A 12,756-nucleotide genomic window follows, 5' to 3' on the forward strand; every position below is an offset into this window, starting at 1 on the left:
GACTCGTGCGCCGGAATACACCCGGAGCCAATGTTTCGTCAAGCCTTCCGATCCTCGGAAAGCATTACCTCGTAACGAGGTCCGTCCGTCCCTACTGTCGCTGGATATCACTCGACTTCGGTCCCCGATTCGGAAGAGGTGCTCCACGATGTTCCGCACGCGCAGGCCACACGGTTGGCGACTCGCGCTCGCGCTCGCCCCCGTCGTCGCTCTGGTCGCGGCGTGTGGCTCCGGATCCGCGACCGAATCCGGCGCCGGATCACAGCTGGTGTTGAAGGTGGCCGATCCGGGCAACGCGGGGCCACTCGCGGTGGCCAAACGGGACGGCACGTTCGACAAGGCCCTGGCCCCGCTGGGGGCCAAGGTCGAATGGGTCAACACCACACCGGGTTTCAGCTCCATGCTCAAGCTGTTCAACACCAGGCAACTCGATATCTCCGGGGCCGCGTTCAGCCCGGTCGTGGGTGCGCTGTCGAAGGATGTCGCGGTCCGCATCGTGGCGGTGCAGGATCCGGCCGGTAAGGACCAGAGCGGCATCATCGCCACCAAAGAATCGGGCATCCACTCGGTGGCCGAACTGGTCGGCAAGCGCGTCGCGGTGAATCCGGCCGGCAAGGGCGAATACATCCTGCTGAAGGCCCTCGCCCAGGCGGGCGTGCCGGCCGACAAGGTGACGCGAGTGCCGTTGCAGCAGAAGGACGCCGCCTCGGCCTTCGCCACCGGCAAGGTCGACGCCTGGGCCTCGTTCCTGGTGCCCTATCAGGAGGCCAAGGCCAACGGCGGCGTGGAGATCGCGACCGAGCAGAGCATCGGCTCCAAGGACAACACGGTGGTGGTCTTCCGCACCGAGATCCTCGACAAGCGCCCGGAGATCGCCGCCAAATACCTGGAGGTGCTGCAGGGGCTGACCGTTGCGCAGCACGACAATCCGTCGGCGTTCGAGAACGTCTTCGAACAGACCGGCCCGCGCGCGCTGACCGGCGCCCGCCTCGCCGACGCGATCCGGGTGGACAGCGAAGCCACCGTGCCGCGCCTGCCGCTGGAATCCGATGCCGCCGACCTCGCCGACGTGGTCGACCTGTTCGCCGGTAACGGCGTGATCAGCCGCAAGATCACCGCCGCCGACATCTTCTACGACCTGAAGGCCAAGCTCACCCCCGACCAGCTGGCCGCGCTGAAAACGGGGCGATGACATGACCGCCGTCATCGCTGCCCCCGCGTCGACGGGCCGGCTCGCGCCGCCGCGCAGCCGGGTCGAGAAACGCAGACCCGCATGGCTGTCGGTGCCCCTGCGCTTCCTGCTCCCGGTACTGATCTTCGCCGGCTGGTGGATCGGGTCGGCCACCGGCGCGCTGTCGCCGGAGGTGCTGGCCGGGCCGCCGAAGGTCTGGTCGGCGTTCACCGAACTGGTGCACAATGGCCAGCTGGTCGATTTCGCGCTCGCCTCCTTCGTCCGCGCGGGGCTGGGGGTGGGGCTCGGAGTGTCGGCCGGATTGTTCCTCGGCTTGGCGGCCGGATTATCGAGTCTCGGTGAGGAACTGGTCGATTCGACGATGCAGATCGTGCGCGCCGTCCCCTTCCTCGCGCTGGTGCCGTTGTTCATCGCCTGGTTCGGGATCGACGAGTTGTACAAGGTGCTGCTCATCGCGGTCGCCACCGTCGCACCCATGTACGCCTACACCTATCTCGGCGTACGCAATGTCGATCGCAAGGTGGTGGAGGCCGCCCGCGGCTTCGGGCTGACCGGCCCGCGACTGGTGCTCGAGGTGATCCTGCCGGCGGCGCTGCCCGGCATCCTCATGGCGCTGCGGGTCTGCCTGTCCATCAGCATCACCGGCCTGATCGCCGCCGAACAGGTCGGCACCAGCAAGGGCGTGGGCTACCTGGTCACCCTCGCGCAGGAATACAACCGCACCGACTACATGGTGCTGTGCGTCGTGCTCTACGCCGTCCTGGGCCTGGTGTTCGACGGCGCGGTGCGGCTGATCGAACGCTTCGCGATGCCGTGGCGCGGACAGGTGGCGATCCGATGACCGCCGTGGACGAACCGCGCACCGCCGCACCGCTGGCCGTGCAGATCACCGGATTGCGAAAAGCCTTCGGCGACAATGTCGTTCTCGACGGAGTGGATCTGAGCATCCGCCGCGGTGAGTTCGTCGTCCTGCTCGGGCCCAGCGGCACCGGTAAGACGACGCTGCTGCGACTGCTCACCGGCCTGGAGGTTCCGGACGCGGGCGACGTGCTGGTTCCGGCCGTCCGCACCACCGTCTACCAGGAGCCCCGGCTCATCCCGTCCAAACGTGTGCTGGCGAATGTCGTTGTCGGGCAACGCCGTTCCAAGCCGGTGCGGGCGGCGGGCCTGCGCGCCCTCGCCGAGGTCGGACTCGACGAGAAGGCGCGGCAGTGGCCCGCCACCCTGTCCGGCGGCGAAGCCCAGCGCGCCGCACTCGCGCGCGCACTGGTCCGGGAGCCCGAACTGCTGCTGCTGGACGAGCCGTTCGCCGCGCTGGACGCCCTGACCCGGTTGCAGATGCAGGACCTCGTCGGCGACCTGGTGGAGCGGCATCGCCCGGCGGTGCTGATGGTCACCCACGACGTGGACGAGGCGGTCCGGCTGGCCGACCGGGTCCTCGTCCTGAACCGGGGCCGCTTCGCCGTCGACATCGATATCGATCTGCCTCGCCCGCGCGACCGGACCGACCCCGCCGCCCTGCGCTACCAGGCGGCTCTGCTCGCCGAACTCGGCGTCGGCCACACCACCGACCACCACCGGATTCCTTGAACCCACGGAGCTTTTCATGACCGACACCCTCTGGTACACCCGTTGCCCCGTCCCGACCGCCAGCGGTCTGGCGCACAGCCTGGGCTGGCTCGACGACGCCGCGCAGCGCGGCGGCCTCACCTTCGGCGTCCTGCAGGACGCCGGACCCGAACTGGCCGGATTCCACTTCGACCACGGGCTGGCCGGCCTGGTGCGCGAGGGCGGCAACGTGCCCGCCCTGGCGGCCCGCGCCGCCGGCTCGCCCAGCCGGCTCATCGGCCTCACCTGGATCGACGAATCGCAGGCCATCCTGGTCGGCCCGGATTCCCCGGTCGCCTCCCCCGCCGACCTGGCCGGTCTGCGCATCGGTATTCCGGCCTGGGCACAGGATCAGGCCCGCAGCTTCCCGCGCGCCATGGCGTTGCACGGCTTCGCCAACGCGCTGCGGCTGGGCGGTCTGACCCTCGCCGACGTCACCGTGGCCGAACTCGCCGTGGAACGAGATCCGCAGGTGCGCACCGATGTTCAGCAGCGCGCTCGCCGCGTCACCTGGGGCGCCGAGGAGTTGCTGCGCGGCGAGGTGGACGCGATCTACGTCAAGGGCGCCCGGGCCCAGGAGGTCGCCGCCGAGCACGGCCTGCGGGTGGCGGTGGACCTCGACGCCACCGACAGCAAGCGGCTGCGCGTCAACAACGGCACCCCGCGCCCCATCACCGTGCATCAGCACCTGCTCGACACCCGGCCCGAGGTGGTGGTCGACTTCCTCGCACAGAGTCTGCGCGCCGCCGACTGGGCCGGCGACAATCTCGACGGCGTCCGCGCGGTGCTGCAACGCGAAACCCTTTCCGGCCCCGACGGAGTCGTGGCCGCCTACGGGGAGGACTTCCATCGCAGCCTGCATCCCAGCCTGGACGAAGAACGGCTGGAGTTGCTGGGCGTGCAGAAACAGTTCCTCTACACCCACGGCTTCCTCGCCACCGACTTCGATCTCGAATCGTGGGTCGCGCCGGAACCCCTGGCCCGGGCACGGGAGCTGGTCGCGGCCGGACGGGCGGCGGCATGACCGAATACCTGTGGCGGCTGCCCAGCCGCGGTGACGGCCGCCGGGCACGCCCGGAGCTGCGGCATCGCGGTGGTTTCGGCGCTTCGGTGCCCACCCCGGCGAGCGGGCACACCGGTAATCGTGTGCCCGATCGCGAACCCACCGATGTGCGGCCCGGCCGCTTCGGCCCCTTCGACGACCTGCACCAGGTGATCGACGCCGCCGAACTGGCCGGACTCGACGGTGTGCTCGCACCCTACGACCCGCTGGGTGAGGAATCGTGGATCGTCGCCGGCGGTGCCCTGCGCGCCACCCGGCACAGCCGGGTGATCGTCGAATTCCAGCCCGCCTTCGGCACTCCCGTCTACGCGGCGAAGATGTCGGTCACGTTGCAGCGCCTGTCGGCGGGGCGGCTGGGCTGGCGACTGGCGGTCGACACCGACGAGGCGGAGGCGCGCTCGCGCGGCGACCGGGTGTCCGGTGCCGACCGCTACCGGCGCGCCGCGGAATTCCTCACCGTCGCCCGTGGTGTGTGGAACCGCGAACCGGTGCCGGCGGCCGGGTTCCGGGGCACCGGATTCGATGTCGCGGGCGACTACTACGACGTGATCGACGGCGGTTTCCGCGGCGTACTGTCGGGGCTGCCCTTCCCGGCCGTGTACCTGTCCGGCACCTCCCCCGAGGCCCTGGACCTGTCGGCGCGGCACGGTGATGTGCACGTGTTCACCGAATCCCCCGACGGCCCGGGCGAACAACTGGCCGCGTTGCGCGCCCGCACCGGCGAGACCGGTCGTACCGTGCGCGCCGGACTCGAGATCCCGGTCATCGCGCGCGAGACCGAGGACGAGGCGTGGGCGCGTGCGGAACGGCAATGGCGTGAGGTGCGCCCGGACGGCCCGGGCGCGCGATCGCTGGCCCTGGGCGACGGCCGCTGGGCCGGATTCGACCTGCTCGGCTACCCGCAGGCCATCGGCCTGGTCGGCAGTTACGAACAGGTGGCCCGGCAGCTACAGGTCTACACCGCAACAGGTTTCGACACCATCGTGCTCTCCGGGCACCCGCACATCGAGGAGGTGCACCGCGCCGGTGAGCATCTGCTGTTCCTGGCCGACCCGGCGGGGCGCACTCTGAAGGAGGTCGCGCTGTGACGATCGACATCTACTGGCGCATCGGCATGGAGGGCGACCACGCCTCGCTGCGCACGCCGCGCCGCTACAACCGCGGCAACGCCGGCGGCTACGGTCCGGGCAATATCGCCCCGGCCGTGCGCGGCGGTGAACTCGACGGGTACAGCTATATCGATCACGTCGCCGCCGTCGCCCGAGCGAGCGAATCCGCGGGATTCCTGGGCGGGCTGCTGCCCTCGTTCCCGGTCACCGAGGATCCGTGGGCCTTCGCCGCCGCGCTGGCCCGCGAAACCACCACCTACCGCTTCATGGTCGCCTTCCAGCCCGGCTTCCTGCACCCGGTGCAGGCCGCGCGCATGTCGGCAAGTCTGCAGCGCGCCACCGGCGGGCGGCTCGTCTACAACATCATCAGCGGTGGCGGCGGCCCGGCCCAATTGTGGTGGGGCGACAAGGTTTCCCACGACGACCGCTACGCCCGCACCAGCGAATTCCTCGACGTGCTGCGCGGGGTGTGGGACGGGCGGCCGTACACCCACGACGGCCGGTTCTTCCACACCGAGGCGGCCGCCCTGCCGCCGGGCCTGGCCGGGCAACCGTTCCCGGAGGTGTACTTCTCCGGGTCCTCCGGCGCCGCGGTGCAGGCCGCCGGACGCCACGCCGACTACTACCTGTCCTGGCTGGAGCCCTTCGCCGACCTGCGCGCCAAATTCGACGGCGTGCGCGCGCACGCCGAAAAGATCGGCCGCACACCGAAATTCGCGGTCCGCATCGACATCCTGGCCCGGCACACCGAAGAGGCCGCGTGGGACGAGATCCGCAAGGGCTGGGCCTTCGTCGACCGCGAGGCCGCCAACCGCGCCGCCCAGGGCGATTCGGTGGGAGCGGCACGGATCAAGGGCTGGGTCCCCGAAACCATCACCGGCTACCGGGACCTGGAGGTGCAACCCAACGTCTGGTGCGGTTTCAGCCTGATCCGCGGCGGACCCGCCTTCGGGCTGGTCGGCAGCTACGAACAGGTCGCCCAGCGCCTCGACGAGCTGATCGACCTCGGTGTAGACGCCTTCATCCTCGCCGGAAACCCGCATCTGGAGGAGGCCTACCGGGTCGGGGAAGAAGTGCTGCCGCTGCTCGGCCGCTCCCGCCTGACCGCACCCGACACCACCCCCGCACTGACGCACGCCCACTAGGAGAATCGTGACCACCACCGAAATCCGGCTCGACGACACCGTCACCGAATTCGTCGCCGCCGCCACCCGCGACGCCGAGAAGGCGTTCCGGGTGTTCCGCGAAACCGGCACCGTCGCAGGCAACGGGACCGTCAATTTCGTCGAACGCGTACCCGGCCACGACATCGCGGTAGCGCTCAACGAGCCCGGCCCCTGGGCCGACGACCGCACCGTGCGACCCGTGGTCGCCGATTTCGACGGAGAAGTACTGTCCGGCACCGGTTCCGCCGGCTTCGTCACCGGTTACGCCGCGGTGTTCCGCGCGCATCCGGAGATCACTTCCGTGGTGCACGTGCACAGCCCCTGGCTGGGTGGCTGGGCGCAGACCCACCGCGTCTTCCCGATCCGCTACGCCGCCGTGCAGCGGCTGACCCTGTCGCGGGAGATCCCGCCGCACATCGATCGAAGCATCGGCGCGGGCGACTTCATCCTCGACCGGCTGTCCCGCGACCCCGACCTCATCGCGATCTTCGAGGCCAACGGCGGCGCGAACGTCATCGGGCGTGCCGGACTGCTGGAGCTGGCGAAGCTGGTCGTGTTGCTCGAAGAGGGCGCACAGTATCAGGCGATCGCCGAAACCCTCGGCGGCTCCGTCGAATTCGACAAGTCCAATCTCGCGGTGCAGTGGGGGCGCACCGGGCTCGCGGACGAGGCCCGCCGCCGCGGGCTGATCTGACCCCTACTTCCGTACCTTCTCGAGGAGCAATCCCCATGACCGTTCGTGTCGGCTACTTCCCGCACAACAATTCGCTGTTCGTCCTGCGTCACCGCGGCATCCTGGAACGCGCACTGCCCGACGTGGAGTGGGTGGACCTGCGGGCCCTTCCGCAGCCGCCCCGCGCCGACGTGAAAACCGCACTGCCGTCGCTGCATTCGGACTACCTGTTCGACGCGACCGGCTACGACTTCATCGGCACCGGCTTCACCCCGCCGATCACCGCGCTCGGCAACGACCGCGACATCGTCTACGTCGGCATCTCCGGACCGCGCATCGAGAACGGCCGGCTGGTCACCAAGGCGGGCAACGGTATCGAGTCGGTGGCCGATCTGGCGGGTAAGCGGGTCGGCATCGCGCACGGTTCCTGGCAGACCACGCTGCTGCTGTTCGCCTTGGAGCGGTCGGGTCTGGGCTGGGGCGACATCGAGCCGGTCGACACCGACGTGCACGACGGCGGCGCCCTGCTGCTCGACGGCAGCCTCGACGCCTGGGTCGGCGCCTACCCCGGCCTGGCCGCCGTGGAGGCCGCCACCCCGTTGCACACCCTCGTCGACACCGAATCCGTCTTCAGCCACCCCTCGCTGTGGTTCACCCGCCGCGACTTCGCCGAAGCCCACCGCCCGGCGCTGGAAGCGATCATCACCGCCTTGCGGGAGTCCGACGCCTGGATCGCCGAAAACCCACGCGCCGCAGCGCAATACTTCGTCGACGATATCCTCGCCCGCGGCGGCACCGCCGACCTCGACACCTGGGAAGCCGCGCTGCGCGGCCGCCCGTTCGGCCTCGGCCCGGTCACCGAGCAATTCCTCGACGAACAACAGCACGCCGCCGACCTGCTGCACGCAAACGGCCTGCTACCCAAGAAGATCCGGGTCCGCGACGCGGTCGATCCCGCGATCACGGAGTTCCTCACCGCACCCGAACCGGCACCGGCCGGCTGACGTAGTCACCTCGACGGACCGCCGGCGCGGGGGTACGCGTCGGCGCTCCGGTCGCCGCCGGCGCGCACGCACGGACCGAGGTGATTGTTTGGTCTCGGGACGGGCGGGTATCGCGGGTGGCGGCGCCGGGAAACCGGCCGCCCGCCAGTTGCCCACCCGCACCGCGACCGGAACGAGTATGCGCATGACCGTGACCTGGACCCCCGCCGTTGTTCCCGCCGAGCATCGCACCCATCCGGATCCGCACCTCACGCAGGTCGACGAGAAGCTGCCCGACTGGCAGCGGGGGCAGGTGGCGTGGTTCAACGCCGAAAAGGGGTTCGGCTACCTCACCAGCGCCACCGGCGACGCGGTCTTCGTCGACTACCGCACGATCGACATGCCCGGCTACAAGACCCTCAGCCCCGGGCAAGCGGTGGTGTTCACACTGACCCACACCTGCGGCGGCCCCGAGGCCACCCAGGTTCTCCCCTTCCCCCGCACCGGCGACGAGTTGTGAAAGCCGAACGCCTGGTCGAGGAATCCTTCGAGCTGGTCGCCCGCGTCCGGCGCGCCCGCGTCTTCCATCCGCGCGGACTCTGGTTCAGCGGACACCTGCACCCCGCCCCGGCGTTCGAGAAGTACTTCGGGGACGGAGAACGCGACGTCGAGGTCCGTCTGTCCAAAGCCCTCGGCATGCCGGGACGCCTGCCCGATGCCGTGGGAATCGGTCTGCGCGTGCGGACCCCCGGCGGGCGCTGGGACCTCGCCCTGGCGTCCACACCCACCGGCACACTGACCCGATTCTTCGCGATACCCGTCCCGTCGTGGCGCCGCGCGACCTACGGGACGCTGATGGCCTACCGGTTCGACAGCGGCGCCCCGCAGTGGATATTCGCCCGGCCGGACCCCGATCAACCCGCCGATGCCTCCCTCGCGACGCTGCGCGACTACGCGACCACCCACGGCCTCGGTTTCACACTCACCGCGCGGCGACTGAACGGACCCGACGAGCCGTTCGCGGACCTGCGGCTCACCGCCGCAACCGTGGCGCCACCTCCTGACGACGCCGTCGACCCGACCCTGCACCACCCGCCCGGCGTCGCACTCGCCCCACGATTCGTCACTCGTCTCCGGCGCAGCGCCTACCGGGGCAGCCGCGAGGGACGCGGCGCAGAGCCGTCACCCGGCCCCAACCCCTGAGGATTCATTCGTTCGCACTGTCGTCGTCGCACCGCGCTCAGCAGTGCCTCGCCGCAGCCGAGGCTCCGCGAAAGATGGTGGGCCAGAACAGGCTAAGCGTTCGGGCGGGGCGGGTCGGCCGACAGGCCCATGATGTCGTTCCACCACGAATCGAGGGGGCTGGGGTCCGGCCAGCTCACCGCGGCCGGTTGTTCGGCGGGCATCGAGGCCACGGCTTCATCGTCGACGAATACGGAATCTCTGTTACTCGGCATGCGGCTCACTCCTCGTTCCCCCAAGATCACAGCTGACTACCGAAAACCCCGATCCCGGCCCGCTAAACCACTTTTTTTCATCACGCGACGGAGACCGTAGGGTTGCCGACACAGGCCAGTGAACTCTTTTCCGCCCAGCAAGGAGCAGAATTGCCGAATTTCACCTTCCGCCGTGTCGTCACCGCCGCCGCGATCTCGACCGCGGGGCTGGCCGCGCTCGCCCCGGGCGCGGCCGCCCAACCCACGATCTATCACCCGGTGATCACCCCGTGCAGCCAGCAGTTCCGCACCCCGCTGGAACCGCCGCGACCGGGCACCGAGGTGTATTGGAGCCCGTTCGGCACCGCCGGCATCGTCTGCTACGACGACGGCACCGGCATCGAGCGCTACTACCAGCGCGATCCCGCCGGCAGCTGGCACGACATCAACGAACTGCTGCCGGGCCAGCACTTCTACGTGATCTTCACGTCCACCGTTCCGGACCAGGCCGCCTGGGGTTGAGCGGACCGGTCGCTGCCGAGGCGACGATTCGCGCCCCGAATACACGAAAACCCGGGCACAGCCCGGGTTTTCGTGAGCACGGCCGGTTCAGCGGGTGGCGATGATGGCCGAACCGTGGCCGAACAGGCCCTGGTTCACGGCGATGCCGGCGCGGGCGTTCTCCACCTGCCGCCCGTCGGCTCGGCCGCGCAACTGCCAGGTGAGTTCGCAGATCTGGGCGATCGCCTGCGCCGGGATGGCCTCACCGAAGCAGGCCAGGCCACCGCTGGGATTCACCGGCACGCGTCCTCCCAAAGTGGTTGCGCCGCTGCGCAACAGCTCCTCGGCGCCGCCGATCTCGCACAACCCGATATCTTCGTACCAGTCCAGCTCCAGCGCGGTGGACAGGTCGTAGACCTCCGCGAAGGACAGGTCGGCGGGACCGAGTCCGGCCTCCTCGTAGGCGGCATCCGCGATCGCGGACCGGAACGACCGCGAGGGCACATCGAAGGCCACCGCGGAGTCGGTCGCGAAATCCGGCAGATCGAGAACGGTTTTCGGGAAGGTCGGCGTGACCGTCGACAGCGCCCGGATGCGGACCGGATCGGCGATGCCGTGGCGGCGGGCGTAGTCCATCGACGTCAGCACCAGCGCGGCGCCGCCGTCACTGGTGGCGCAGATGTCGAGCAGCCGCAACGGATCGGAGACGATCGCCGAGGCCGCGACCTCCTCGGCCGCCACCTCTTTGCGGTAGCGCGCGTAAGGGTTGTTCAGGCCGTGCTTGGCGTTCTTCACCTTGACGGCGGCGAAATCGTCGAGCGTGGCCCCGTGCAGCGCCATCCGCCGGCGCGCGTACAAGGCGAAGTAGATGGGGTTGGTGGCGCCGAGCAGATGGAAACGCAACCAGTCCGGATCGTCGCGGCGTTCGCCGCCGACGGGCTGGAAGAATCCCTTCGGGGCGGCATCCGCACCGACCACGAGCGCCACATCGGTCAGCCCGGCCAGGATCTGGGCCCGCGCGTTGGCGATGGCCTGGGCGCCGGAGGCGCAGGCGGCGTAACTGCTCGAGATCCGGGCGCCGGACCAGCCGAGCGCCTGCGCGAACGTCGCACCCGACACGAATCCGGGGTAGCCGTTGCGGATCGTGTCCGCGCCGGCGATGTAGCCGACGTCGCGGTGGTCGACTCCGGCATCGGCCAGCGCCGCCCGCGCGGCCACCAAGCCGTATTCGACGAAATTGCGTCCCCATTTGCCCCACTGGTGCATACCCGCACCGAGGACGGCGATATCGCGATCGTTGTCAGGCATCGACCGGCCTCCACATCCACACCGTGTGCTCCGCTTCCTCGTCCTCGTACAGCACGCCCAGCGCCAGCTCGACCGGCATGCCGACGGCCAGGTCGTCCACGGTGAGGCCGCGTACGACCTGCCCGAGAATCACCATCTGCTCTTCCTCGAGCTCCACCGCCGCCACGACGTACGGCTCGAACGGATCCGGCGAGACGTAGGGCGCGGGCGGTTTGTAGCGGGCGTCCGCGTACGACCAGATCCGGCCTCGCGTGGAGAACAGGTACTCGACCAGCTCGGATCCGTCCTTCGGGCTCGCGCACTGCGGGTTGCGGCAGGCCAGCGTGTTCCGCGGGAAGTACGGTGTGCCGCAGACCTCGCAGCGACTTCCCTGGAGACGTACGGTGCCGTCGTCCGCAGTGAACCAGCCTTCCACGGCGGGGCGTTGTTCTTTCTGCACAGCGCCGACGATATAGGAACACGTTCTATTTTGGCGAGGAAATCCGCTCCGCCGATGCGCGCGCCCGGGTACGGTGTGACCGGATCGAGGATGGCCCCCACCCTCGAGGGGATCTGGAGTACCACACCGAGATGGGCATGAAAATCATTGACCCGCAGTCGATTCGCAACGTCACGATCGTCGGGGAACCCGGGGAGACGGCGGCGCTCCTCGGCCGGCTGTGCCGCCGGCCCGCCGGAAACGGGTCCCACTCAGCGGTCACCGTCGACTGGGTGACCGACCGGGTCGAGCACACGGTTCGCCTCACCGAACTGTCGAGCCATGCGCCGATCGCGGAACTCGAACGGGCCGTGCGGACGGCCGACGGGGTGGTCGCGCTGATGAACGCGGCCGCGGTGAGCGTTGCGCGACTCGAGGCGGTGCTGCGGGTGGCCGACGACCATCAGGTCGCCCGCCTGTGCCTGGTGCACGGACTCGACCATCGCGCCGCGGATTTCGGCCGCTGCGTGCGCACCGTCGCCGCCACGCGCGGAGCGGTGCCGCTGACGGTGCAGATTCCACTCGGTATCGGGGCCGGATTCGAGGGAGTCATCGATCTGATCCCGATGGGGGCACTCGAACCGATGGCCGCCGAATTCTTCGGCAGCCACTGGCCGGTCGCCGAACAGCGATATCACGAACTCGTCGACGCGGTGCTGGCCCAGGACACCGCGCGACCCCGCGTGCCGAGCACCGGGAAGTTGCCGCCGGAACAGTTGTACGACCGGATCCGCCGCCTCACCCGGATCGGCGACGTCGTGCCCGTCCTGTGCGATACCTCGCCGCGCACCGACGACACCGCCGCACTACTGGACGCGATGGTCCGCTACCTGCCATCACCGATGCACGTCTGCCAACCGGAGCACGTCCTCGACCAATAACCGGCTCGACCGACAACCGATTCGGCCGAGGAACGACTCGGCGACGCCGACGGCACCCGCACGGTGGATTCGGCTCGCGGGTAGCGAGCCGAATCGGTGACGTTCACCAACCGGAGCCGGAGCCACCCGAACCGGTGTTGGCAAGGATGGTGCCGATCACCATCTGCAGGATGCCAGCGACAGAGCCAAGAAATTCCACGGTGTCCTCCGACTTTCTCATCCGCCGAGTGTCCGGCGTAGCGGAGAACCTAGCTCAGCAACCTTGTGAAAGAAAGACATTTCGGAAAATTCGGTGGGACTCATGGCCCCTCGGCCGATCCGGAACCGGTGGTGGCGACCCCGTGAAGCAAAACCCTAC

The 12,756-nt window shown here is 69.4% G+C and carries 15 protein-coding genes; 12 read left to right on the forward strand and 3 right to left on the reverse strand.

Translation table 11 applies throughout. From position 1 onward, the window contains the following. Positions 1–148: 148 nt before the first annotated feature. From NMI01S_RS16585 to NMI01S_RS16630, 10 genes are all read left to right on the forward strand, one after another. On the forward strand, positions 149–1,192 hold the full coding sequence (locus NMI01S_RS16585; RefSeq protein WP_062998152.1) for an NrtA/SsuA/CpmA family ABC transporter substrate-binding protein: 1,044 nt from the start codon (positions 149–151) through the stop codon (positions 1,190–1,192). Between the two features lies 1 nt (position 1,193). Next, the gene (locus tag NMI01S_RS16590) at positions 1,194–2,033 is read left to right on the forward strand and encodes an ABC transporter permease (RefSeq protein WP_062998154.1); all 840 of its coding nucleotides are present in this window, start codon (positions 1,194–1,196) and stop codon (positions 2,031–2,033) included. Further along, positions 2,030–2,782 (forward strand): ABC transporter ATP-binding protein, encoded by a 753-nt coding sequence (locus tag NMI01S_RS16595; protein ID WP_062998725.1) that lies wholly within the window; start codon positions 2,030–2,032, stop codon positions 2,780–2,782. Before NMI01S_RS16590 ends, NMI01S_RS16595 begins: the two co-directional genes overlap by 4 nt. A gap of 16 nt (positions 2,783–2,798) precedes the next feature. Beyond that, complete coding sequence (locus NMI01S_RS16600; protein ID WP_062998156.1) at positions 2,799–3,824, forward strand: ABC transporter substrate-binding protein; 1,026 nt, start codon at positions 2,799–2,801, stop codon at positions 3,822–3,824. Beyond that, positions 3,821–4,951: an LLM class flavin-dependent oxidoreductase gene (locus NMI01S_RS16605; protein ID WP_062998158.1), complete on the forward strand. Its 1,131-nt coding sequence runs from the start codon at positions 3,821–3,823 to the stop codon at positions 4,949–4,951. The genes NMI01S_RS16600 and NMI01S_RS16605 overlap by 4 nt, the downstream gene beginning before the upstream one ends. Continuing rightward, a complete protein-coding gene (locus NMI01S_RS16610; RefSeq protein WP_062998160.1) occupies positions 4,948–6,117 on the forward strand; it encodes an LLM class flavin-dependent oxidoreductase in 1,170 nt (389 codons plus the stop codon). The genes NMI01S_RS16605 and NMI01S_RS16610 overlap by 4 nt, the downstream gene beginning before the upstream one ends. A gap of 7 nt (positions 6,118–6,124) precedes the next feature. Then, entirely contained in the window at positions 6,125–6,832 is a 708-nt protein-coding gene (locus NMI01S_RS16615; protein ID WP_062998162.1) for a class II aldolase/adducin family protein, read from the forward strand. Positions 6,833–6,867: 35 nt separating this feature from the next. Beyond that, complete coding sequence (locus NMI01S_RS16620) at positions 6,868–7,815, forward strand: ABC transporter substrate-binding protein (RefSeq protein ID WP_062998164.1); 948 nt, start codon at positions 6,868–6,870, stop codon at positions 7,813–7,815. Positions 7,816–7,903: 88 nt separating this feature from the next. Continuing rightward, positions 7,904–8,314, forward strand: coding sequence for a cold shock domain-containing protein (locus NMI01S_RS36535; protein WP_305793869.1), 411 nt, complete (start codon positions 7,904–7,906; stop codon positions 8,312–8,314). Beyond that, a complete protein-coding gene (locus tag NMI01S_RS16630; RefSeq protein ID WP_062998166.1) occupies positions 8,311–8,997 on the forward strand; it encodes a hypothetical protein in 687 nt (228 codons plus the stop codon). Before NMI01S_RS36535 ends, NMI01S_RS16630 begins: the two co-directional genes overlap by 4 nt. Positions 8,998–9,089: 92 nt before the next feature. Here NMI01S_RS16630 and NMI01S_RS34900 read toward each other — a convergent pair whose 3' ends face one another. After that, a complete protein-coding gene (locus tag NMI01S_RS34900; RefSeq protein ID WP_157121778.1) occupies positions 9,090–9,251 on the reverse strand; it encodes a hypothetical protein in 162 nt (53 codons plus the stop codon). A gap of 150 nt (positions 9,252–9,401) precedes the next feature. Here NMI01S_RS34900 and NMI01S_RS16635 point away from each other — a divergent pair, with 150 nt between their 5' ends. Continuing rightward, on the forward strand, positions 9,402–9,752 hold the full coding sequence (locus tag NMI01S_RS16635; protein ID WP_062998168.1) for a hypothetical protein: 351 nt from the start codon (positions 9,402–9,404) through the stop codon (positions 9,750–9,752). An 87-nt stretch (positions 9,753–9,839) separates the two neighbouring features. Here the strand turns inward: NMI01S_RS16635 and NMI01S_RS16640 are convergent, their stop codons facing one another. Then, on the reverse strand, positions 9,840–11,039 hold the full coding sequence (locus NMI01S_RS16640; protein WP_062998170.1) for a lipid-transfer protein: 1,200 nt from the start codon (positions 11,037–11,039) through the stop codon (positions 9,840–9,842). Beyond that, positions 11,032–11,478 (reverse strand): Zn-ribbon domain-containing OB-fold protein, encoded by a 447-nt coding sequence (locus NMI01S_RS16645; RefSeq protein WP_439956266.1) that lies wholly within the window; start codon positions 11,476–11,478, stop codon positions 11,032–11,034. Before NMI01S_RS16645 ends, NMI01S_RS16640 begins: the two co-directional genes overlap by 8 nt. A 137-nt stretch (positions 11,479–11,615) precedes the next feature. Between NMI01S_RS16645 and NMI01S_RS16650 the strand changes: the two genes are divergently transcribed. After that, positions 11,616–12,398, forward strand: a complete 783-nt coding sequence (locus NMI01S_RS16650; RefSeq protein ID WP_245716895.1) for a hypothetical protein — start codon at positions 11,616–11,618, stop codon at positions 12,396–12,398. The last annotated feature ends 358 nt before the right edge of the window (positions 12,399–12,756 follow it).

Origin of the sequence: Nocardia mikamii NBRC 108933 (assembly GCF_001613505.1) — a bacterium.
In the GTDB taxonomy this organism is placed as follows: domain Bacteria; phylum Actinomycetota; class Actinomycetes; order Mycobacteriales; family Mycobacteriaceae; genus Nocardia; species Nocardia mikamii.

What these genes read in the sequence shown, in the direction of transcription:
- NMI01S_RS16620 (WP_062998164.1), top strand. Translation starts at nt 6,868, where the DNA reads ATGACCGTTCGTGTCGGCTACTTCCCGCACAACAATTCGCTGTTCGTC.
- NMI01S_RS34900 (WP_157121778.1), bottom strand. Translation starts at nt 9,251, where the DNA reads ATGCCGAGTAACAGAGATTCCGTATTCGTCGACGATGAAGCCGTGGCC.
- NMI01S_RS16585 (WP_062998152.1), top strand. Translation starts at nt 149, where the DNA reads ATGTTCCGCACGCGCAGGCCACACGGTTGGCGACTCGCGCTCGCGCTC.
- NMI01S_RS16590 (WP_062998154.1), top strand. Translation starts at nt 1,194, where the DNA reads ATGACCGCCGTCATCGCTGCCCCCGCGTCGACGGGCCGGCTCGCGCCG.
- NMI01S_RS16650 (WP_245716895.1), top strand. Translation starts at nt 11,616, where the DNA reads ATGAAAATCATTGACCCGCAGTCGATTCGCAACGTCACGATCGTCGGG.
- NMI01S_RS16640 (WP_062998170.1), bottom strand. Translation starts at nt 11,039, where the DNA reads ATGCCTGACAACGATCGCGATATCGCCGTCCTCGGTGCGGGTATGCAC.
- NMI01S_RS16600 (WP_062998156.1), top strand. Translation starts at nt 2,799, where the DNA reads ATGACCGACACCCTCTGGTACACCCGTTGCCCCGTCCCGACCGCCAGC.
- NMI01S_RS16595 (WP_062998725.1), top strand. Translation starts at nt 2,030, where the DNA reads ATGACCGCCGTGGACGAACCGCGCACCGCCGCACCGCTGGCCGTGCAG.
- NMI01S_RS16605 (WP_062998158.1), top strand. Translation starts at nt 3,821, where the DNA reads ATGACCGAATACCTGTGGCGGCTGCCCAGCCGCGGTGACGGCCGCCGG.